Consider the following 21,388-nt stretch of genomic DNA (forward strand, 5'->3'; position numbering starts at 1 on the left):
TTATCCCCAAAACCCCGTAGACACAACGTCTGCGGGGTTTTGCTTTGGACGCTCGAAAAAAGCGCAAGAGAACTGCTTTCATCCATCAAGGCAGAGGCGATCCCCGGGCAGGATGGCTGCCAGGAAGGCCTCCTTTCTCGTCTGTCAATCGGGGTCTTGCAGCATAGGCTGGCAAGCAGCATCGGCATGCAACAGAAGGGGTCGGAAGCGCTCTATTGTGCGGTAAGATTGCCCTAACTTATTCGATGGAGCAGCGATCGTGACCGATCCCCAGATCCCCTCGGCAACCTCGCCGGACCTGCGCACCCTGACGCACGTGGCCTATGGCCTGTTCGCGTTTTCGCTGCTGACGGCGGGGATCTTCGGCGTGGCGGCCATTGCCGCCATCGTGCTGATCTACGTCAAGCGTTCGGACGCGGCCGGTACCATGTATGCCGCGCATTTCGACTGGTTGTTGCGCACCTTCTGGTGGTCCGTACTGTGGCTGGCCATCAGCTTCGTAACCACCGTGATCTTCATCGGCTACATCGGTTTCCCGATCGTGTTCGTCTGGGCCGTGTACCGCCTGATCAAAGGCTGGCTGGCGCTGTTGGAAGGCCGCACGCCCAACGCCTACGCCTGAACGGCGAACACCCACACCCTAACGGCCGGTCTGCGTTTTACGCGAACCGGCCGTTAGTCACGCGCGTGGCGTGCGGGGCAGAGGGGAGAGAGAAGGGGGGAGGCGAACCCGCGCGCGTCGGCGGGAGTCGCGATCAAGGCAGGGACGTACGCCGTACGCCCTCGGCCTTGCTTACTTCAGGTGAGCGTTGACCAGCTTGGTCAGTTCGAACATCGTGACCTGGTCTTTGCCGAAGATGGGGCGCAGCTTGGCGTCGGCGTTGATGTTGCGCTTGTTGCTGGCATCTTGCAGGTTGTGTTGCTTGATGTAATCCCAGATCTTCTTGGTGACCTCGGTACGCGGCACGGCGGCGTCGCCAATGACCGCAGCCAGTTCGGGGCTGGGAGTCAGCGGCTTCATGAACGCGGCGTTGGGCTTGCGTGCAGTCGCGGTTTTGGAGGTGGTGGCCATGTTGCGGCTCTCCTTCTCTGGTGGTTGGAAAAAGTGTCCTTGCGGGCCGCAGCATAACGTGTCTCTCCTCTAAAGACAAAGCCATTTATCCTCTGTAGCAACTAAAATAGCCGGTGTCTTTCCTGCATTGCGGTATCCTGTAACTTCCCATGCATGCACGCTCACCCCTCGAGTCGATCCGGCTCTTCCACGACGAACTGACCGCGCTGCGGCGCGATCTGCATGCGCATCCCGAGCTCGGATTCGAAGAAGTGCGCACCTCGGGCATCGTGGCGGGCTCGCTCGAGGCGCTTGGCATCGAGGTGCACCGCGGCATCGGCAAGACCGGCGTGGTTGGCGTCATCCGCGGCAAGCGCTGCGACAGCGGTCGCATGATCGGCCTGCGCGCCGACATGGATGCGCTGCCCATGACGGAAGACAACAGCTTTGCCCACAAATCCAGCAAGCCCGGCCTGATGCATGGCTGTGGCCATGACGGTCACACCGCCGTGCTGATCGGCGCGGCGCGCTACCTGGCGCAGACCCGCAACTTCGACGGTACGGCCGTGCTGATCTTCCAGCCGGCCGAAGAAGGCCGGGGCGGCGCCAAGGCCATGCTCGACGACGGCCTGTTCGATACTTTTCCCTGTGACGCCATCTACGCGCTGCACAACTGGCCGGGCTTGCGCCCGGGCACCATCGGCATCAATCCCGGGCCGATGATGGCCGCGGCGGATCGTTTCGAGATCACCATCGAGGGCCGCGGCGGCCATGGCGCGCATCCGTATCAGACCATCGATCCGGTCACGGTGGCCGGACACCTGATCACGGCGCTGCAGACCATTGTCTCGCGCAATGTGAATCCGCTGGACTCGGCGGTGGTGTCCATCGGGTCGCTGCAAGCCGGCCACCCTGGCGCCATGAGCGTCATCCCGCGCGAAGCCAGGCTGGTGGGCACGGTTCGCTCGTTCCGCAAGTCCGTGCAGGAGATGATCGAGACGCGCATGCGCGAGCTGGCCACGTCCATCTCGGCCGCGTTCGGCGCCACCGCCCAGCTCCACTATGAACGCCTGTATCCGGCCACCTTGAACACGCCTCAGCACGCTCACCTGGTGGCGGACATCGCCACCGAGATGATTGGCAAGGAAAACGTGGTGCGCGACCTGACGCCGTCCATGGGTTCCGAGGATTTCTCTTTCATGCTGCAGGCCAAACCAGGCGCCTATTTCCGCCTGGGCCAAGGTGGCGCCGAATCCGGCTGCCTGCTGCACAACTCGAATTTCGATTTCAACGACGCCGTGATTCCGCTGGGTAGCGCCATGTTCTGCGCCCTGGCCGAACGCGGCATGCCCCTGGCCGATTGAGCCCTCCGTCATGTCCGTTTCCGCTGCTGTTTCTTCCCTGACGCTGGTCCGTCCCGACGACTGGCACCTGCACCTGCGCGATGGCGCAGCGCTCGAGGCCGTCGTGGCCGATACGGCGCGCCAGTTCGCGCGCGCCATCATCATGCCGAACCTGAAGCCGCCGGTCACCACGACCGCGCAGGCGCAGGCCTATCGCGAGCGTATCGACGCGGCGCTGCGCAAGGCGGGCATCGGCGCCGATGTCTTCAATCCGTTGATGACGCTGTACCTGACCGACAACACGCCCGCCGACGAGATCGTGCGCGCGCATGAGTCGGGCCAGGTCTACGCGGTGAAGCTGTATCCCGCCGGCGCCACGACCAATTCCGATGCGGGCGTGACCGATCTGCTGGGCAAGTGCGCGCCGGCGCTGCAAGCGTTGGAGCGCTGTGGCATGCCGTTGCTGGTGCATGGTGAAGTAACCGACCCGGGTATCGACGTGTTCGACCGCGAGGCCGTCTTCGTCGAGCGCGTCATGCAGCCGCTGCGCCGCGCGTTCCCCGGCTTGAAAGTGGTATTCGAGCACATCACCACCAAGGAAGGCGCGCATTATGTGCGCGATGCCGACGGCCCCATTGCAGCCACCATCACGCCGCAGCATCTGCTGTACAACCGCAACGCCATCTTCCAGGGCGGCGTGCGGCCGCACTGGTACTGCCTGCCCATTCTCAAGCGCGAGACGCATCGCCTGGCGTTGATCGAGGCCGCCACCAGTGGCAACCCGCGCTTCTTCCTGGGCACGGACAGCGCACCGCATGCCCGCCACCTCAAAGAGCATGCCTGTGGCTGCGCCGGATGCTATAGCGCGCTGCATGCCATGGAGCTGTACGCCACGGCGTTCGACATGGTCGGCGCCATCGACAAGCTGGAAGGCTTCGCCAGCTTCCACGGTCCCGATTTCTACGGCCTGCCGCGCAACACCGGCACGCTGACGCTGGAACGCGCCGAATACCAGATTCCCCAGGAACTGCCGTTCGGCGAGACCTCGCTGGTGCCGCTGGCGGCTGGCGAAACCTTGCCGTGGCGCATGGCGGTCGCTGGCTGAAGCCGCCGGGTTCAAGCGGCGGGCGGGTGCGCCGCTGTTCCATGAATCGCGCGTTCAGGTTTGGCTCCTGAAGGCAGTACCGGAGGCCGTCCGCTGGGGCGGCCTTTTTGCATTTCGTTCGTGCTTACAAGGACAGAAGACGGGCCTGCGTGTGCAGTCCCTCTTCACGAGTGCTCAGGGAGCCTGGCCAATGACTCCAGGGTGTCGAGGCGCCGGAGTTTTTTCAACGAGTCTCAGGCGCCCGTACGACGCGCCTCCAGGCTTTCCCAGCGCTCGAACTTCTCTTCCAGTTCGGATTCCAGGCGCGCCTGCTCTTCGCCCAGGCGCGCGGCCAGGGCCGGGTCTTCGTGATAGACCTTGCCGTCGGCCAGTTGGGCGGCGATGGCGGCCTGGCGGGCCTCGTTGGCGGCGATGGCGTCGGGCAGTCCGTCCAGTTCGCGCTCTTCCCAGCTGGACAGGCGCTTGGCGGCCTTGGCGGGCGCGGGCGCTGCCGCGGTGGCGGGTTTCTCGGCGCTGGCCGGTTGCACGGCGGCTTCCGGGGCCGATACGGGGGCCAGGACGGGAGCCGGCGCAGCGGGCCGCTGGGCCAGCCATTCATCGTAGCCGCCGACGTAGTCGCGCCATTTTCCGTTGCCCTCGCTGGCGATGGTCTGCGTGACCACGTTGTCGAGGAAGGCGCGATCGTGGCTGACCAGCAGCACCGTGCCGGTATAGTCCTGCAGCAGCTCTTCGAGCAGTTCGAGGGTTTCGATGTCCAGGTCGTTGGTGGGCTCGTCCAGCACCAGCACGTTGGCCGGGCGGGCGAACAGGCGGGCCAGCAGCAGACGCGCGCGCTCGCCGCCGGACAGGCTGCTGACCGGCGAGCCCGCGCGCGCGGGCGAGAACAGGAAGTCGCCCAGGTAGCTCATCACGTGCTTGCGCTGGCCGCCGATCTCGATCCATTCGCTGCCGGGGTTGATCACCTCGGCCAGCGTGGCGTTCTCGTCGAGCTGGCTGCGCATCTGGTCGAAGTAGGCCACCGAGACGTTGGTGCCCATCTTGACGGTGCCGGTGTCGGGCGCCAGTTCACCCAGGATGAGCTTGAGCAGCGTCGTCTTGCCGGCGCCGTTGGGGCCGATCAGGCCGATGCGGTCGCCGCGCAGCACGGTGGTGGAGTAGCCGTCGACTACGGTGCGGTCGGCGAACGACTTGCCGACGTTGTCCAGTTCGGCCACCAGCTTGCCCGAGCGTCCGCCTTCGGCCACGGCCAGGGTGACGTCGCCCACGCGTTCACGGCGTTCGCTGCGCTCGACGCGCAGGCGCTCCAGGCGGCGTACGCGCCCTTCGTTGCGGGTGCGGCGGGCTTCGACGCCTTTGCGGATCCAGACTTCTTCCTGCGCCAGCAGCTTGTCGAAGCGGGCGTTTTCGAGGCGTTCGGCTTCCAGGAACTGGGCCTTGCGGACCTGCCATTCGCTGAAGTTGCCGGGGAAACTGAGCAGTTTGCCGCGATCGAGTTCGACGATGCGGGTGGCGACAGCGTCGAGAAAGCGCCGGTCGTGGGTGATGAACAGCACGGCGAAGTTACCGTCGCGCAGCATGCCTTCCAGCCACGAGATGCCTTCGAAATCCAGGTGGTTGGTGGGCTCGTCCAGCATCAGCAGGTCGGGCTGGTCCGCCAGCGCGCGGACCAGGGCCAGGCGCTTGCGGGTGCCGCCGGACAGGCCCGAGGCCGGGGCGTCGGGATCCAGGCCCAGCTTTTCGATGAGGGCGCGCACGCGGGCAGGCCGCTGCCAATCTTCGGAGTCGAGGTCGATCTCGCCGAACACCGCGTCGTACAGGGTGCCGCTTTCATCCAGCTCGGGTTCCTGTGTGACGACGGCGACTTTAAGGCCGCTGGTGCGCGAGACGGTGCCGTCGTCGGGCTCGGCCTCGCCGGACAGGATGCGCAGCAGCGAGGACTTGCCGGCGCCGTTGCGGCCGATCAGGCCGATGCGTTCGCCCTGCTGGATGGACAGGTCGGTGTGGTCGAGCAACGCATGGTGGCCGAAGGCCAGTTGCAGGTCGGTGAGGGCGATGAGGGAAGAGGCGGCCATGTAGGGCGATCTGCTGCGGAAATCGGAAGAGATCCGTATTTTCGCAGGAAGGGCGGATTGATGCGCGGACGGTGTCCGCCGGCATGCGAGGGCGCCCAAAACAAATGCGCCAGGCCCGTTCCGGGTCTGGCGCATCGAGGTGATCACGGGGGCAGTGAGCGTTGTACTGTCAGTGCGCGACTGCGCTGGCCTGCTTGGCGGCGACGGCCGTCTTGTCGTCAGCGGCGGCCTGGGTGGGATCGCTCTCGGGCTTGTAGCCATCGGTCAGCGTGTTCAGGAAGGCGATCACGTCGTCGATCTCATCCGGGCTCAGCGCGGGCGCATCGCCGGGCTTGCCGCCGAAGGGCGGGTCCATGTTGAGGTTCTCGCGGTACTGCTTGGGCAGGTCGTTGTATTGATCGATGCTGCCGTCGGCGCGGCGCGGATAGATCTTCTCGGGCTGCACGTCGCGCAGCACGTAGAAGTTCAGCACTTCCTTCAACGAGTGGTAGACGCCGTTGTGGAAGAAGCTCTTGCGCGTGGCCACGTTGCGCAGCGAGGGCGAGCGGAACAGGCCGCAGTACTCGGGGTGATGCTTGTAGTCGGTGCGGTAGGGGCCGCACAGGCCCAGGTCGTAGTAGCTCTTGTCGTGCGTGGCGGGAATCGCGGGATTGCGCGGCACGCCCAGCGCGATCAGGCCGTAGTCGTTGAACACGGGCAGGGTCGCGGGCAGCGAGAAGCGGTGGCAACTGGCGCAATTGCCCTTGTCCTCGGCGATGAACAGGCGCAGGCCTTTCTCCTCCTGGGCGCTCAGTTTGGCGCGGCCCAGGCGGAACGCGTCGTACTTGCTGGTGTAGGGAAAGAACTCCTCGGGCGTCTGTTCGTAGAACTCGAAGATCTGCAGCACGGCGTTCATGGCCGTGGTGGTGTTGTCGAACACTTTGGCACCGTACAGGCCACGGATTTTGTCAGCGTAGGGCGCCTTGCTGATGCGTGCGATCAGATCGGCCGGATCTGTGTTGGCCATCTCGGCCGGATTGAACAGCGGGATGCGCGCCTGCTCGCTGCCGCGGTTGACGCGGCCATCCCAGGTCAGGCCGCCGGTGGGGCCGGCATCGAGGCTGTCATCGCCTTCTTCTTCCGAGTCATGGAAGTGCTCGACGAACATCGGCACTTGATGGATGTACGTCAAGGACGGCACGTTGCGCGTGCCAGCTTCGTTCAGCTTGCCACCGCCCAACTGCACTGAAAGGTCGTTGGAAGGCGAGAAGTGATTCTTCGGATCGTGGCATGACGCGCAAGCCTGCTTGCCCGACGCGGACAGGCGCGGGTCCAGGAACATTTCGCGGCCGATCGCACGGATGGCCAGCACGCGTTCGTGGTGCGCGGCACGCTCGGGCGATGTCTTCAGGTCACGCGGCGCAGGCTGGGCCTGCGTGGCTTCGGAGGCGGGCTGGGCGGCAAGCGCGTCGCCGTTGAACAGTGCGCTGGATGCGCTGATTGCACAGATCGCGAAGAGCGTGGCAGACAGGGGACGCGTGTTGCGGCGGCCAAAAAAAACGGCGCGCCGCGAAGAGAATCGGAGCATGGATCGGGCGAACGGATTTGTAGAAGAACGCTCGCAGGATAGAGCGCGGATGTGTCGGAGATTTAGCAACTTGCTGACGTGCAGGTGAATCACGGAAAACGCACGAAACCCCTATAAATAAGGGGTTTGTCAGATTCAGTGCGCCGTCAGTGCGTGGTCACGAACTTCACATGCGAGCGCTGCATCATGCGCGGCGATACGGCATTTGCCGGATGAAGCGAGAGGAAAAAAACCGTGAACAATCGATCAAAGCTGGTGTGGCCCGCGATGGCCATTGCCGTTGCCGGCGGCCTGTACGGCTGTAATGGCGATCACAACGACGACCAGGCCGACAACAGCGGCGACACCACGACCCCGCCGGTCGTGTCGCAGGAAGAGCTGGTCAATAAGGCGGTTGCCGACGTGCAGAACGTCGTCGTGATCTTTGCCGAGAACCGCAGCTTCGACAACCTGTACAGCGAGTTCCCCGGCCAGTTGGATCCCCTGTCCGGCGCGACCTATGAAAAGCAGAAAGACCGTGACGGCACCGTGCTGGCCACGCTGCCGCAGGTGTGGGGTGGCCTGACCACCGCCGCGTCGACGCAGTTCGTCGCCGGCCTGCCGACCGTCACGCAGGCCGACACCGACGGCATGGCCAACGCGCCGTTCTCGATCAACGAGGAATACAGCGTGGGCCTGAACGCGGTGACCCACGACTTGTGGCACCAGTTCTATCAGAACCAGATGCAGATCAACGGCGGCAAAAACGACATGTTCGCGGCCTGGGCCGACTCGGGCGGCATGGTCATGGGCCATTTCAGCGGCACGGAAGAAAAGACGTTGCCCCTGTGGGCCGTGGCGCAGAAGTACACGCTGGCCGACCGCTTTTTCCAGGGTGCGTTCGGCGGCTCGTTCCTGAACCACCAGTACCTGATCGCCTCGGCGCCGTTGAAGGTCGACGCCACGCTGGCGCGCTTCACGCCGCAGGTCGCGCAATTGACCGATGGCGACCAGGGCCACAACCTGGCGCTGGCCACCGGCCACGAAAGCGATTCGGCCCTGACCAATGCCGCCAGTGCCGTCCTGGCCACGCCGTACGCCGCGCTGACGCCCGATGGCTACGCCGTCAACACGATGCAGCCCCCGTACCAGCCCAGCGGCGTCGCGCCGCTGGCCGGCGCCACGGGCGACGACCTGCTGCTGGCCAACAATACGGTCAACAACGTGCCCACGCCGCAGACGGGCCCGAACATCGGTGATTACCTGACCACGGCCGGCATCGACTGGGCCTGGTACGCCGGCGGCTACGGCTACATCCAGGGCCGCACGCTGCCTCCGGCTGCCTACGCGGGCAACGACGGCAACGGCCTGAACGCCGCGACCGGTACGCCGAACGTGAACTACCAGTTCCATCACCAGCCCTTCAACTACTTCACGCGCTTCGATCCGACGACCGACGCCGGCCAGGCCGAGCGCGCCAAGCATTTGAAGGACGGCGGCCTGGAAGCCAGCCAGTTCATGGCCGACATCGATTCGGGCAAGCTGCCCGCCGTAACGTTCTACAAGCCGGAAGGCAACCTGAATGAACACTCGGGCTATGCCGACGTGCTGCGCGGCGACCAGAACATCGCCAACATCATCTCGCACCTGGAAAAGAGCCCGCAGTGGGGCCACATGCTGGTGGTGGTGACGTACGACGAAAACGGCGGCATCTGGGACCACGTCGCGCCGCCCAAGGGCGACCGCTTCGGCCCGGGCTCGCGCATTCCGGCCCTGGTCATCGGCCCGAACGTGAAGAAGGGTTTCGTCGACCACACCTACAACGACACCACGTCGATCCTGCGTTTCATCACCCGCCGCTGGAGCCTGCCGGTCCTGCCGGGCCTGAAGACGCGCAATGACGGCTACGCCTCCAACGGCGTGACCATCGGCGACCTGTCGGAAACGCTGATCACCGACACGACGGCTACCGCGACCGCCAGCAACTAAGCTGCCTGCCGCCATCGCGGGCCCCAGCCGTCGTCCAGACGGCGGGGCCCGTTGTTCTTTGTCGAGTAAAATGCCGCTCGCAGGACAGATCGGGCAATCGCGGGGCGTCTTCGGGCGTCTCGAGGAAGGTCCGGACTCCATAGGGCAGGATAGCGGCTAACGGCCGTCCGGATGCTGGCGGGGCTTGCCCCGCCTTGTTCATTCGAGGAATAGGGCCACAGAGACGAGTCTGCGGCGCGGGCGTGCTTCGGTACGCACAGGCACGGCCATCTCCGTGCCTCGTCCACCGGCAACGGCGGGCGGCGCGGCAGGGTGAAACGCGGCAACCTCTATCCGGAGCAACATCAAATAGGCATGCGTACGGTCTTCGGACCGGGAAGGGCGGCTCCGTTCGAGCATGCGGGTAGGTGGCTACAGCCGTCCAGCAATGGCCGGCGCAGAGGAATGATTGCCCGCCGGGGTCACCCGGCGTACAGAATCCGGCCTATAGATCTGTCCTGCTCTGAATGCAGGAGCCCACGCCTTGTGGCGAGGGTTGTTACCCATATGTAACCGGAAGTTCAAAAGTATGTTGGCGGGCCGTAACACGCTGTCCCAGCGCACTATTTCCGGCGCTTTCTGATGAAAGACATTGAGTTGTATCAACAACCCCCTGATTTTTCAGGGGGTTTTTTTATGGGGTCTTATGGCGGTTGCCCTAAGTCCTTGGTTTGATTGAAAAAATTGCAACCGCTCGCTTGACCGGGTTTGCCCATTACCGTAGAGTGGGAAAAAGTAGGATTTTGTGCAACTAAGTGGGGCGGATGGGTGTTCCAGGGAAGCAGCGCGCTGACGATGGATGCCAAGGGGCGGATCTCGATTCCGACCCGGCATCGTGACGCGCTCGCGGTTCAGGCTGACGGCTGCCTGACACTGACCCGGCACCCCGATGGCTGTCTGCTGATGTATCCGCGGCCCGAGTGGGAGAAGAAGCGCGAGCAGATCGCCGGCTTCCCCATGTCTGCCCGGGGTCTGCAGCGCTTGCTGTTGGGTAACGCCCAGGATGTGGAGATCGACGGCTCCGGCCGGGTCCTCGTCGCCCCCGAACTGCGCAACGCCGCCGGTATGACGCGAGATGTGATGCTGCTTGGCATGGGCACGCACTTCGAGCTGTGGGATGCCGCTTCCCTGGCCCGCCGTGAAGAGGCGGACCTGGCTCAGGGGATGCCGGACGTGTTGAACCAGTTTTCTTTCTGAAATTTTCTATGAACCTCGAGCATCGGCCCGTACTGCTGGCGCCGACGGTGGACGCGTTGGTGTTGCCGCGATTCGGCAACAAGCGCGCGGACCGGTCGGGCGCCGCGGACGACGCCGAACCGCAGCAGCGGGTGCAGCGCGGCATCTATGTCGATGGCACCTTCGGCCGCGGCGGTCACAGCCGCGAGCTGCTGTCCCGGCTCGGGCCCGAGGCGAGGCTGGTGGTGTTCGACAAGGACCCGCAAGCCATTGCCGTGGCGCATGAGCTGGCCGCGGCGGATAGCCGGGTGACGGTCGTCCATAACGGCTTCGTCACCGTGGCGCAGGAATTGGAAGCATTGGGCATCGGCCGGATCGATGGCCTGATGATGGATCTTGGTGTGTCGTCGCCTCAGATCGACGACGCCGAACGAGGTTTCTCGTTCATGCGGGAAGGCCCGCTGGACATGCGGATGGATACCACCCGCGGTCCGACGGCCGCGGAATGGCTGGCGCAAGCCAGCGTGGATGAAATGCGGGAGGTCATTGCGGATTATGGCGAAGAACGGTTTGCTTTTCAGGTTGCAAAGGCGATTGCTGCTCGCCGCGCAACACGGCCGCTGTGCACCACGCTCGAGCTTGCCGAGTGCGTCGCCAGCGCCGTCCGCACGCGCGAAAAGGGGCAGCATCCGGCCACACGCACCTTTCAGGCTCTACGGATTTACCTCAATCGGGAACTCGAGGAACTCGCTGGCGCCCTCGCGTCAGCTCTAGGTCTGCTCGCCCCTGGGGGGAGGTTGGCTGTGATCAGCTTTCATTCGCTCGAAGACCGCATGGTCAAGCAGTGCATCGCGGCGGCCGCCCGGCCTGCGGCGGCGTACTCGCGCCTGCCCCTGCGTGAAAGCGAACTTCCCCAACCCATTCTGAAGTCGCTGGGCCGCGTGCTGGCCGACGACGAGGAAGTCGCCGGCAACCCGCGTGCGCGCTCCGCCGTGCTGCGCGTGGCCGAGCGCACCGCCGAGCCGCTGCCCCCGGGCGGCGGCGATTTCGTTCCGCCGGTGCCTGGCGCGCAGGCGCGCCGTCCGGCCGGCAAGCGGAGGGCGAACTGATGGCCCGCTTGAGCCTGATCGTGGCCGCGTTGCTGATGCTCGCATCGGTGTCGCTGGTCACGGCCCGTTATCAGTCGCGCCAGCTCTTCATCGAGCTGGGCCGCGACCAGGCGCAGGCTCGCGATCTGGACACCGACTGGCGCCGCCTGCAGCTCGAGCGCGCCGAGCTGGCCCGCAATGCGCGGGTCGACCAGGCCGCCCGCGGCGACCTGAAGATGATCCCCATCGTGCCTGATCGCACGATCTACCTGAACCAGGCTCCCATCGCGCAGCCCACAGTCGGAGGTGCGCAATGAAGCGCATGCCTTTCTTCGACAATCCCGTGCTGCGCGGCCAGTTGCCCATGTGGCGCGCGCGCCTGGTGCTGATCCTGCTGTTCGGCGGTTTCGTCGTGCTGGCGGGCCGGGCATTGTTCCTGCAAGGGCTGTCCACCGAATTCCTGCAGCAGCAGGGCGAGCGCCGCTACGAGCGCACCCTGACGCTGTCGGCCACGCGCGGCAAGATCCTGGACCGCAATGGCGTGGTGCTGGCCTCCAGCGTGCCCGCACGCGCCATCTGGGCCATTCCCGAAGACGCCAAGCAGGCCGACAATGCCCAACTGGCGGCGTTGGCCAACCTGCTGGGCATGCCGCTGCCCGACCTGCGCCGCCGCCTGGCCGACGAAGACCGCAACTTCGTCTACCTGAAGCGCCAGGTGCCGATGGAAGTGGCCGACAAGATCAAGCAGTTGAGCCTGCCGGGCATCCATCAGCAGCCCGAGTCGCTGCGCTATTACCCCGAAGGCGAAGTGACGGCGCACGTGGTCGGCTTCAACAACGTCGAGGACAAGGGCCAGGAAGGCGTCGAGCTGGCTTTCAACGATCTGTTGTCCGGCCGTGCCGGCAGCCGCCGCGTCATCAAGGACCGCCTGGGCCGCGTGATCGAGGACGTGCAGGCGGTGACCATGCCCGTCGACGGCCGCGACCTGCGCCTGTCGATCGACACGCGCGTGCAGTACCTGCTCTATAAAGAACTGCAGGACGCCATGCAGAAGCATGAAGCGCGTGCGGCGACGGCGGTGGTGCTGGACGTGCAGACCGGCGAGATCCTGGCCATGGCCAGCTTGCCGACGTTCGATCCGAACCGCCGCGACACCTTCCAGATATCGCAGCTGCGCAACCAGGCGATCACCGACACCTTCGAGCCCGGCTCGATCATGAAGCCGTTCACCGCCGCGCTGGCGCTGGATCTGGGCCGCATCACGCCCAGCACCCTGTTCGAGACGGGCAACGGCCGCTTCCAGTACCAGGGCAGCACCATCACCGACGTCAGCCGCCACAACGGCACGCTGAACGTGGCCGGCATCCTGCTGCGCTCCAGCAACATCGGCATGACCATGATCTCGGAGCGCCTGGAAGCGCGCGAGATGTGGAACCGCTTCACGGAACTGGGCCTGGGTCAGGCGCCGCAACTGGGATTCCCGGGGGCCGCGCCGGGCCGCCTGCGTCCCTGGGAGCGCTGGCGCCTGATCGAAAAGGCCACGATGGCCTACGGCTACGGCCTGTCGGTGTCGCTGCTGCAGGTGGCGCGCGCCTATACCGTATTCGCCCGCGACGGCGACATGGTGTCGCTGACGCTGGTCAAGCGCGACAGCGATCCCACCAGCGTGCGCGTGTATCCGCCCAAGATCGCCCAGATGGTGCGCGGCATGCTGGAAGGGGCGGCGGGTCCCGATGGCGCCAAGGCGGCCATGGTGCAGGGCTACCGCGTGGCCGGCAAGAGCGGCACGGCGCGCAAGATCGTGGACGGCAAGTACAGCACGCAACGCTATCGCAGCTCGTTCGTGGGCTTCGCGCCGGTGTCCAATCCCAAGATCGTGGTGGCCGTGTCCATCGACGAGCCCAAGGTGGGCGGTTATTACGGCGGCGCCATTGCCGCGCCGGTGTTCTCGCGCGTGGTCAGCGGTTCGTTGCGCCTGATGGGCGTGCAGCCCGACGCGCCGTTCGAGTCGACCATCGTCGCGGGTAACCCGTCGGCCGGCGCTCCGGAAGTGGGTCGATGAACATGCGCGCCGCCACCCCGCCCAACATGCTGGCCGACTGCACGCAAGTGCTGGAATGGCTGCGCACGCACGCCGCGGCGGGCGCCGACATGCACCTGGATTCGCGCCAGTTGAAGACCGGCGACGTCTTCGTGGCCTGCGCTGGCCAGCGTTCCGACGGCCGCCTGTATGTGGATCAGGCGCTGGCGCAAGGCGCCGGCGCGGTGTTGTACGAGGCCGAGGGCGCACCGCAGGTGCCTGCCGGCGGTCCGGTGCTGGCGGTGCGCGGCCTGCGCGCGATGCTGGGCGAACTGGCCGACCAGTGGTACGGCCAGCCGTCGGCGGCGCTGACCGTGGTGGCCGTCACCGGCACCAACGGCAAGACGTCCACGGTGCAATGGCTCGCGGGCGCATTGACGCGCCTGCAGCGGCCGTGCGGCGCCATCGGCACGCTGGGGGCGCAATTGCCCGATGGCCGCGAGCTCGGCGGTGTGCTGACGACTCCTGACGTGCTCTCCGTGCATCGCACGCTGGCGGCCATGCGGGCCGCGGGTGCGGCCGCGGTGGCGCTGGAAGCCTCGTCGATCGGCCTGGAGCAGGGCCGTCTGGACGGTGTGCGCATCGCGGTGGCGGGGTATTCGAACCTGACGCGCGATCACCTTGATTACCACGGCACGATGGAACAGTACGAAGCGGCCAAGGCCCTGCTGTTCCGGCGTGCCGAATTGAATGGCGCCGTCATCAATGCCGGCGACGCGGCCGGACGGCGCATGCTGGCCAGCCTGCCCGCCGGCGTGGCGCTGTCGTACTCGCTGGGCGGCGAACCGGCCGACATCCAGGCCCGCGACCTGCGGGTCACGGCGCATGGCCAGGTGTTCACGCTGGTCTCGCGTGGCGCCGAGGCGCAGATCGTCTCGCGCCTGCTGGGCGTGCACAACATCGCCAACCTGCTGCTGGTGGCCGGCATGCTCCAGAAGCTGGGCTATGCGCTGTCCGACATCGCACGGGAACTGGCTGCCGCGCAGCCGGTGGACGGCCGCCTGCAGGCGGTGACGCCGCTGTCGCTGCGCAACGTGAATCCCGCGGCGCGCGGCCCGCTGGTCGTGGTCGATTACTCCCATACGCCGGACGCGCTGGAGCGCGCGCTGGCCGCGCTGCGGCCCGTGGCGCAGGCGCGCGGCGGACGCCTGGCGTGCGTGTTCGGCTGCGGCGGCGAGCGTGATCCGGGCAAGCGTCCCGAGATGGGCCGCATCGCGGCCGAGCATGCCGACCGCGTGCTGGTCACCAGCGACAATCCGCGCGGCGAGCCGCCGCAGGCGATCATCGAACAGATCCTGGCCGGCATGCCGCGCAGCGCGCGCGCCAGCGTGCAGGCCGATCGTGCCTTGGCCATCATGCACGAGATCTGGCGCAGCGCGCCCGAGGACGTCGTGCTGCTGGCGGGCAAGGGCCACGAGACCTACCAGGAAGTCGCCGGCGCCAAGCTGCCGTTCGACGACCGCGAGTGGGCGCGCCTGGCGCTGCTGCTGCCGCAGGTGCCCACGCTGTCCACCGACACGCGCCGTATCGGCGCCGACGAACTGTTCCTGGCGCTGTCCGGCGACAACTTCGATGGCCACGACTACCTGTCGCAGGCCCAGGCCGGCGGCGCCTGCGCCGCGGTGGTGGCGCATCGTGTCGAGGCTTGCAGCCTGCCGCAACTGGTGCTGGGCGATACCCGCCTGGCGCTGGGCCGCATCGGCGCCGCCTGGCGTGCGCGTTTTGCGCTGCCGCTGGTGGCCGTGACCGGCAGCAACGGCAAGACGACCACCAAGGAAATGATCTCCGCCATCCTGGCGGGCTGGCAGGGCGAGGCGCACCGCCTGGCCACGGCTGGCAATTTCAACAACGACATCGGCGTGCCGCTGACGTTGCTGCGGCTGCGGCCCGAGCACCGCGCCGCCGTACTCGAACTGGGCATGAACCATCCCGGCGAGATCGCCTATCTGGCGGCGCTGGCCGCGCCCAGCGTGGCGCTGGTCACCAACGCGCAGCGCGAGCACCAGGAATTCATGCACACGGTCGAGGCCGTGGCGCGCGAGAACGGCGCGGCCCTGGCGGCGCTGCCCGCCGATGGCGTGGCCGTGTATCCGGGCGACGAGCCCTACGCGCCCATCTGGGACGCGCTGGCCGGTCCGCGCCGCGTGCTGCGTTTCGGCCTGGAACCGGGCCTGGAAGTCTATGCCGAGCAGATCGAATCCGACGTCACCGGTACGCGTTGCCGCGTAGTGACGCCGGCGGGCTGCGCGCCGCTGGACTTGCCCGTGCCGGGCACGCACAACCTGCGCAACGCGCTGGCGGCCATTGCCTGCGGCCTGGCCGCGGGCGCGCCGCTGGACGTGGCCCTGCGGGCGCTGTCGGGTTTCAGCGCGGTGGCCGGACGCATGCAGCGCAAGCCCATGGCCGACGGCACGCTGCTGATCGACGATACGTACAACGCCAATCCCGATTCGGTGCGCGCGGCCATCGACGTGCTGGCGCAACTGCCCGGCCCGCGCGCACTGGCGCTGGGCGACATGGGCGAAGTGGGCGACAACGGCCCGGCGATGCACCAGGAAGTGGGCGCCTATGCGCGCGAGCGCGGCATCGAGCAACTGGTGACGCTGGGCGAGGCCAGCAAGCTGGCCGCGCAGGTATTCGGCTCGGGGGCGCAGGCCTGCGAGTCCGTGGAAGAAGTGGTGGCGGCGCTGCGCAAGGCGGCGCCCGCCAGTGTGTTGGTGAAGGGTTCGCGTTTCATGCGCATGGAGCGGGTAGTGCAGGGTTTTTCTTCCAATAACAACAACACGCCCTCAGGCGCAGGAGACCGGCATGCTGCTTGAGATCGCCCGTTGGCTGTCGGATGACGTCCGCGTCATCGGGGTATTCGAATACATCACCCTGCGCGCCCTGCTGGCTTGCGCCACCGCGCTGATCATCGGCCTGGTGGCCGGTCCGCGCGTGATCCGCAAGCTGACCGAACTGAAGATCGGCCAGGCCGTCCGTTCGTACGGTCCCCAGACCCATCTGGTCAAGACCGGCACGCCCACCATGGGCGGCGCGCTGATCCTGATCTCCATCGCCATCAGCACGCTGTTCTGGGCCGACTGGACCAACCGCTTCGTGTGGGTGGTGCTGCTGGTCACTTTCGGCTTCGGCTGGATCGGCTGGATGGACGACTACAAGAAGGTGGTGCACCGCGATCCCGAAGGCATGCCGGCACGCCAGAAGTTCTTCTGGCAGGCCACCATCGGCATGATCGCTGCCGTGTACCTGGCCTTCGCCGTGTCCGCGCCGGCCAATGCCGAGCTGTGGCCGTTGTTCAAGGCCTGGGTGTCCAGCGGCTTCATCATGCCGCTGCCGACCCGCGCCGACCTGATCGTGCCGTTCTTCAAAAGCGTGAGCTATCCGCTGGGCGTGCTGGGCTTCGTGGGCCTGACCTGGGCCGTGATCGTGGGCACCAGCAACGCGGTGAACCTGACCGACGGCCTGGACGGCCTGGCCATCATGCCGACCGTCATGGTGGGCGCGGCGCTGGGCATCTTCGCCTACGTGGTGGGCCGCGTCGATTATTCGAAGTATCTGCTGTTCCCCTACATTCCCGGCGCGTCCGAGCTGATGGTGCTGTGCGCGGCCATCGGCGGGGCCGGGCTGGCCTTCCTGTGGTTCAACGCCTACCCGGCGCAGGTGTTCATGGGTGACGTCGGCGCGCTGGCGCTGGGCGGCGCGCTGGGCACCATCGCCGTGATCGTGCGCCAGGAAATCGTGCTGTTCATCATGGGCGGCGTGTTCGTGGTCGAGACGCTGTCGGTCATGGTGCAGGTCACCTGGTTCAAGTACACCAAGCGCCGCTATGGCGAGGGCAGGCGCATCTTCCGGATGGCGCCGCTGCACCACCACTTCGAAGTGGGCGGCTGGAAAGAAACGCAGGTGGTGGTCCGCTTCTGGATCATCACCATGATGCTGGTGCTGATTGGTCTGTCCACCCTGAAACTGCGATGAGCGAGATCGACGCAACCTCCCCTGCCGCCCGTACCCTGATCCTCGGATTGGGCGAGACGGGTGCGGCTGCCGCGCGCTGGTGCGCCCGGCAGGGGGCGTCGCTGCGCGTGGCGGATACGCGGGCCGAACCCGCGGGTATCGAAGCGCTGAAGCAGTCGCTTGAACAGGCCGACGTGCAATACCGCCTGGGCTGCGGCAATGCGTTCGACGCTGATCTGCTGGACGGCGTTGACCAGGTCGTGCTCAGCCCCGGCCTGGCGCCGGGCCAGGCGCCTGCGCTGGACCTGCTGACCGAAGCCGCCGTGCGCGGCATCGACGTCATCGGCGAGATCGAACTGTTCGCGCGCGCCCTGGCCGGCCTGGCCGAGACGCGCGAGTATCGGCCGCGCGTGCTGGCCATCACCGGTACCAACGGCAAGACCACGGTGACCGCGATGACGCGCCAACTGGTCGAGGCCTGCGGCCTGACCGCGCGCGCCGCGGGCAACATCAGCCCCGCCGCGCTGACCGCGCTGATGGATGCGCTGGACAGCGACGACCTGCCGCAGGTGTGGGTGCTGGAACTGTCGAGCTTCCAGCTGGAAACCACGCGCACGCTGTCGGCCGACGCCGCGGTGGTGCTGAACGTGACGCAAGACCACCTGGATTGGCACGGCGGCATGGAGGCCTACGCTCAATCCAAGGCGCGCCTGTTGACGATGGCCCGTATCGCCATCGTCAACCGCGACGATCCGCTGACGGTGCGCATGGTCGAGACGCTGAAGGCCGAGCGCGTGCGCAGCTTCGGCCGCGACGTGCCCGAAATGGTGGGCGACATGGGCCTGGAGCAGGGCCATGGCGTGGCCTGGCTGGCCGCCAGCGAACCCAACGACTTCTACGAACCGGCTCCCACGACCACGCGCCGCAAGAAAGATGCGCCGCCGCCCGTCCGTCCGGCGGGCCGCCTGAGCCGTCTGATGCCGGTGGATGCGCTGCGCATCCGCGGCCTGCACAATGCGATGAATGCTCTGGCCGCCATGCAACTGGCGCGCACGCTGGATCTGGGCTGGGGTCCGATGTTGCGGGCGCTGCGCGACTACGCGGGCGAGCCGCACCGCGCGGCCTTCGTGCGCAGCATCGGCGGCGTGGACTACATCAATGACAGCAAGGGCACCAACGTGGGCGCCACCGTGGCTGCCCTGGAAGGCCTGGGCCAGCAGGCCGTGCTGATCGCCGGCGGCGTGGGCAAGGGCCAGGATTTCTCGCCGCTGGTGCCGGTGGTGTCGCGCCATGCGCGCGCGGTGGTGCTGATCGGCGCCGACGCCGACGCCATCGGCCAGGCGCTGGCATCCACCGGTGTGACGTTGCAGCGCGCCGATGGCATGCGCGCCGCCGTACGCGCCGCGGCCGACCTGGCGCAGCCCGGCGATGCCGTGCTGCTGTCGCCCGCGTGCGCCAGCTTCGACATGTTCCGCAACTATCCGCATCGCGGCGAGGTGTTCGCCGGCGAGGTCGCGGAACTGGCGATGGATCGGGGAGAGGTATGAGCCTATTTGCCGACCTGACCGCCAGCGTCAACGCCGTTCCGCCCGGCCGCACCCGCATGCGCAATTGCGACATGGCCCTGATCGTGGCCGCGTCGACGCTGCTGCTGCTGGGCCTGCTGATGGTCTATTCGGCATCCATCGGCCTGGCCGACGGTCCGCGCTATGCCTCGTACGGCCGCTACTACTTCATCCTGCGCCACGGCATTTTCATGGCCATCGGCGTAGTGGCCGCGCTGGTCGTGCTGACGATCCCGGTGCGGGTGTGGCAGCGCATGGCCGTGCCGCTGTTCATGGTGTCGATTCTGCTGCTGGCCGCCGTGCTGGTGCCGGGCATCGGGCGCGAGGTCAACGGCGCCCACCGCTGGATTCCGCTGGGTCCGATCAACTTCCAGCCCTCCGAACTGATGAAGCTCGCGGCGGTGGTGTATGCCGCCGACTACACGGTCCGCAAGCAGGAGCACATGCAGGCCTTCGCCCGTGGCTTCCTGCCGATGGCGGCCGCGCTGGGCGGCGTCGGCATGCTGCTGCTGCTCGAGCCCGACCTGGGCGCCTTCATGGTGATCGTGGCGATCGCCATCGGTATCCTGTTCCTGGGCGGCATCAACGGCAAGTACTTCAGCAGTCTGCTGGCCGTGCTGCTGGGCATGTTCCTGATGCTGATCTGGCTGTCGCCGTGGCGCCGCGCCCGTCTGTTCGCCTATCTGGATCCCTGGAACGAAGCCAACGCCTATGGCAGCGCCTATCAGTTGTCGCATTCGCTCATCGCCCTGGGGCGTGGCGAGTGGCTGGGCGTGGGCCTGGGCGCCAGCGTCGAGAAACTGCATTACCTGCCCGAAGCGCATACCGACTTCCTGATGGCGGTGGTGGGCGAGGAACTGGGTTTCGCCGGCGTGATGCTGGTGATCTGCCTGTTCGCGGTCGTGGTGCAACGCGGCTTCGACATCGGTCGCCAGGCCATCGCCATGGAACGTACCTTCGCGGGCCTGGTCGCCAACGGCGTCGCCATGTGGTTCGGCGTGCAGGCCTTCATCAACATGGGCGTGTGCCTGGGGCTGCTGCCCACCAAGGGCCTGACGCTGCCGCTGATGAGCTACGGCGGTTCGGGCATCGTGATGAACCTGTGCGCGCTGGGCCTGCTGGTGCGCGTGGACATCGAGAACCGGGTCATGATGCGCGGGGGCAGGGTATGAACGCCCCGGCAAAGACCATCCTGATCATGGCCGGGGGCACCGGCGGGCACATCATGCCCGGCCTGGCCGTGGCCGACGTGCTGCGCCAGCGCGGCTGGCGCGTGATGTGGCTGGGCAACCCCGAGAAAATGGAAGGCCGCCTGGTGCCGGCGCGCGGGTTCGACCTGGTGCCGCTGCGCTTCGCGGGCCTGCGTGGCCGTGGCGCGGGCGCGATGCTGCGTCTGCCGTTCCTCTTGGCCAGCGCACTGGGCCAGGCCTGGAGCCGCCTGTCCGCCGTGCGTCCCGACGTGGTGCTGGGCATGGGCGGCTACGTCGCCTTCCCGGGCGGCGTCGTGGCCGCGCTGCGCGGCATGCCGCTGGTGGTGCATGAACAGAATGCCGTGGCCGGCACCGCCAACCGCTGGCTGGCGCGTCTGGCGCGCCGCGTGCTCAGCGGCTTCCCTGGCGTGCTGCCGAATGGCGATGCGCTGGGCAATCCCGTGCGCGCCGACCTGTGCGCCTTGTCCGGACCCGCGCAGCGGTATGCCGGCCGCACCGGCCCGCTGCGTCTGCTGGTGGTGGGCGGCAGCCTGGGGGCGCAAGCCCTGAACGAAGCCCTGCCGCGCGCGCTGGCGATGCTGCCTGAAGGGCAGCGTCCGCAGGTGGTGCACCAGGCGGGCGAGCAACATATCCAGGCATTGGCGCAAGCCTATGCCGATGCCGGTGTGCGGGCCGATTGCCGCGCCTTCATCGAGGACATGGCGGGCGCCATGGGCGAGGCCGACCTGATGGTGTGCCGCGCGGGCGCCATGACGGTGTCCGAGGTGGCGGCAGCCGGCGTTGCGGCGCTGTTCGTGCCGTTTCCGCACGCCATCGACGACCACCAAACCGCGAATGCGCGCTTCCTGGCCGACGGCCAGGCCGCCTGGTTGCAGCCCCAGCCGGGCCTGACGCCCGAATGGCTGGCGCAGTGGCTGGGCCAGCGCACCCGCGAAGAACTCCAGGCCGTGGCCGAACGGGCGCGCACGCATGCGCGTCCGCAGGCCGCGGCCGATATCGCCGACATTTGCGAACAAGCAGCGAGGCAAAAAAAATGACCCCCACGCTCACTATGTTCGCTGCCCCCCGAGGGGGCGCCAGCCTCCTCCGGGCGGCCGAGCGGAGGCTATGGGTTGCCCCCAGGCTCACTGCGTTCGCTGCCCCCCGAGGGGGCATCAGCCTCCTCC

Annotated in this window: 16 protein-coding genes and 1 other RNA gene; 14 read left to right on the forward strand and 3 right to left on the reverse strand. The window is 67.0% G+C overall.

Translation table 11 applies throughout. From position 1 onward, the window contains the following. Positions 1-259: 259 nt before the first annotated feature. Positions 260-622: a DUF4870 family protein gene (locus tag A7W11_RS02475; protein WP_066407405.1), complete on the forward strand. Its 363-nt coding sequence runs from the start codon at positions 260-262 to the stop codon at positions 620-622. 171 nt (positions 623-793) lie between these two features. Here the strand turns inward: A7W11_RS02475 and A7W11_RS02480 are convergent, their stop codons facing one another. Continuing rightward, positions 794-1,072 (reverse strand): SWIB/MDM2 domain-containing protein, encoded by a 279-nt coding sequence (locus A7W11_RS02480; RefSeq protein WP_066123589.1) that lies wholly within the window; start codon positions 1,070-1,072, stop codon positions 794-796. 149 nt (positions 1,073-1,221) lie between these two features. On the opposite strand from A7W11_RS02480, the gene A7W11_RS02485 reads away from it, so the two are divergent. Together A7W11_RS02485 and pyrC are read left to right on the forward strand one after the other, a co-directional pair. After that, positions 1,222-2,415 (forward strand): M20 aminoacylase family protein, encoded by a 1,194-nt coding sequence (locus tag A7W11_RS02485; protein ID WP_066407407.1) that lies wholly within the window; start codon positions 1,222-1,224, stop codon positions 2,413-2,415. 10 nt (positions 2,416-2,425) lie between these two features. Further along, entirely contained in the window at positions 2,426-3,499 is a 1,074-nt protein-coding gene (gene pyrC / locus A7W11_RS02490) for a dihydroorotase (RefSeq protein WP_156522974.1), read from the forward strand. 233 nt (positions 3,500-3,732) lie between these two features. Here the strand turns inward: pyrC and A7W11_RS02495 are convergent, their stop codons facing one another. Next, the gene (locus tag A7W11_RS02495) at positions 3,733-5,571 is read right to left on the reverse strand and encodes an ATP-binding cassette domain-containing protein (protein ID WP_066407413.1); all 1,839 of its coding nucleotides are present in this window, start codon (positions 5,569-5,571) and stop codon (positions 3,733-3,735) included. A 169-nt stretch (positions 5,572-5,740) separates the two neighbouring features. After that, on the reverse strand, positions 5,741-7,138 hold the full coding sequence (locus A7W11_RS02500) for a cytochrome-c peroxidase (RefSeq protein WP_066407415.1): 1,398 nt from the start codon (positions 7,136-7,138) through the stop codon (positions 5,741-5,743). Positions 7,139-7,405: 267 nt separating this feature from the next. On the opposite strand from A7W11_RS02500, the gene acpA reads away from it, so the two are divergent. The 11 genes from acpA (at position 7,406) to murG (ending at position 21,259) form a co-directional block, all read left to right on the forward strand. Next, positions 7,406-9,106, forward strand: a complete 1,701-nt coding sequence (gene acpA / locus A7W11_RS02505) for an acid phosphatase (RefSeq protein ID WP_066408524.1) — start codon at positions 7,406-7,408, stop codon at positions 9,104-9,106. An 81-nt stretch (positions 9,107-9,187) separates the two neighbouring features. Then, positions 9,188-9,609: RNase P RNA component class A (gene rnpB, locus A7W11_RS02510), an RNA gene on the forward strand. 304 nt (positions 9,610-9,913) lie between these two features. Then, positions 9,914-10,342, forward strand: a complete 429-nt coding sequence (gene mraZ / locus A7W11_RS02515; protein WP_066407423.1) for a division/cell wall cluster transcriptional repressor MraZ — start codon at positions 9,914-9,916, stop codon at positions 10,340-10,342. Positions 10,343-10,350: 8 nt separating this feature from the next. Further along, positions 10,351-11,430: a 16S rRNA (cytosine(1402)-N(4))-methyltransferase RsmH gene (gene rsmH, locus A7W11_RS02520; protein ID WP_066407426.1), complete on the forward strand. Its 1,080-nt coding sequence runs from the start codon at positions 10,351-10,353 to the stop codon at positions 11,428-11,430. Continuing rightward, positions 11,430-11,726 (forward strand): cell division protein FtsL, encoded by a 297-nt coding sequence (gene ftsL, locus A7W11_RS02525; protein WP_066407429.1) that lies wholly within the window; start codon positions 11,430-11,432, stop codon positions 11,724-11,726. The genes rsmH and ftsL overlap by 1 nt, the downstream gene beginning before the upstream one ends. Beyond that, on the forward strand, positions 11,723-13,471 hold the full coding sequence (locus tag A7W11_RS02530; RefSeq protein ID WP_066407432.1) for a peptidoglycan D,D-transpeptidase FtsI family protein: 1,749 nt from the start codon (positions 11,723-11,725) through the stop codon (positions 13,469-13,471). The genes ftsL and A7W11_RS02530 overlap by 4 nt, the downstream gene beginning before the upstream one ends. Then, complete coding sequence (gene murF, locus A7W11_RS02535) at positions 13,468-16,308, forward strand: bifunctional UDP-N-acetylmuramoyl-L-alanyl-D-glutamate--2,6-diaminopimelate ligase MurE/UDP-N-acetylmuramoyl-tripeptide--D-alanyl-D-alanine ligase MurF (protein ID WP_082887045.1); 2,841 nt, start codon at positions 13,468-13,470, stop codon at positions 16,306-16,308. The genes A7W11_RS02530 and murF overlap by 4 nt, the downstream gene beginning before the upstream one ends. Beyond that, entirely contained in the window at positions 16,298-17,467 is a 1,170-nt protein-coding gene (gene mraY / locus A7W11_RS02540) for a phospho-N-acetylmuramoyl-pentapeptide-transferase (RefSeq protein WP_066407436.1), read from the forward strand. Before murF ends, mraY begins: the two co-directional genes overlap by 11 nt. After that, positions 17,464-18,993 (forward strand): UDP-N-acetylmuramoyl-L-alanine--D-glutamate ligase, encoded by a 1,530-nt coding sequence (gene murD, locus A7W11_RS02545; protein WP_066407438.1) that lies wholly within the window; start codon positions 17,464-17,466, stop codon positions 18,991-18,993. Before mraY ends, murD begins: the two co-directional genes overlap by 4 nt. Further along, positions 18,990-20,183 carry a putative lipid II flippase FtsW gene (ftsW, locus tag A7W11_RS02550; protein WP_066407441.1) on the forward strand — a complete coding sequence of 398 codons (1,194 nt, stop codon included), beginning with the start codon at positions 18,990-18,992 and terminating at the stop codon, positions 20,181-20,183. The genes murD and ftsW overlap by 4 nt, the downstream gene beginning before the upstream one ends. Next, positions 20,180-21,259 (forward strand): undecaprenyldiphospho-muramoylpentapeptide beta-N-acetylglucosaminyltransferase, encoded by a 1,080-nt coding sequence (gene murG, locus A7W11_RS02555; protein ID WP_066407444.1) that lies wholly within the window; start codon positions 20,180-20,182, stop codon positions 21,257-21,259. The genes ftsW and murG overlap by 4 nt, the downstream gene beginning before the upstream one ends. Positions 21,260-21,388: the final 129 nt, after the last annotated feature.

The sequence above is a fragment of the Bordetella ansorpii genome (assembly GCF_900078315.1).
Classification (GTDB): Bacteria; Pseudomonadota; Gammaproteobacteria; order Burkholderiales; family Burkholderiaceae_B; genus Bordetella; species Bordetella ansorpii.

Bases quoted from the DNA above. Each gene is read 5' to 3' on its own strand.
- A7W11_RS02480 (WP_066123589.1), bottom strand. From the start codon at position 1,072: ATGGCCACCACCTCCAAAACCGCGACTGCACGCAAGCCCAACGCCGCG.
- A7W11_RS02485 (WP_066407407.1), top strand. From the start codon at position 1,222: ATGCATGCACGCTCACCCCTCGAGTCGATCCGGCTCTTCCACGACGAA.
- pyrC (WP_156522974.1), top strand. From the start codon at position 2,426: ATGTCCGTTTCCGCTGCTGTTTCTTCCCTGACGCTGGTCCGTCCCGAC.
- A7W11_RS02495 (WP_066407413.1), bottom strand. From the start codon at position 5,571: ATGGCCGCCTCTTCCCTCATCGCCCTCACCGACCTGCAACTGGCCTTC.
- A7W11_RS02500 (WP_066407415.1), bottom strand. From the start codon at position 7,138: ATGCTCCGATTCTCTTCGCGGCGCGCCGTTTTTTTTGGCCGCCGCAAC.
- acpA (WP_066408524.1), top strand. From the start codon at position 7,406: ATGGCCATTGCCGTTGCCGGCGGCCTGTACGGCTGTAATGGCGATCAC.
- rsmH (WP_066407426.1), top strand. From the start codon at position 10,351: ATGAACCTCGAGCATCGGCCCGTACTGCTGGCGCCGACGGTGGACGCG.
- ftsL (WP_066407429.1), top strand. From the start codon at position 11,430: ATGGCCCGCTTGAGCCTGATCGTGGCCGCGTTGCTGATGCTCGCATCG.
- A7W11_RS02530 (WP_066407432.1), top strand. From the start codon at position 11,723: ATGAAGCGCATGCCTTTCTTCGACAATCCCGTGCTGCGCGGCCAGTTG.
- murF (WP_082887045.1), top strand. From the start codon at position 13,468: ATGAACATGCGCGCCGCCACCCCGCCCAACATGCTGGCCGACTGCACG.
- mraY (WP_066407436.1), top strand. From the start codon at position 16,298: ATGCTGCTTGAGATCGCCCGTTGGCTGTCGGATGACGTCCGCGTCATC.
- murD (WP_066407438.1), top strand. From the start codon at position 17,464: ATGAGCGAGATCGACGCAACCTCCCCTGCCGCCCGTACCCTGATCCTC.
- ftsW (WP_066407441.1), top strand. From the start codon at position 18,990: ATGAGCCTATTTGCCGACCTGACCGCCAGCGTCAACGCCGTTCCGCCC.
- murG (WP_066407444.1), top strand. From the start codon at position 20,180: ATGAACGCCCCGGCAAAGACCATCCTGATCATGGCCGGGGGCACCGGC.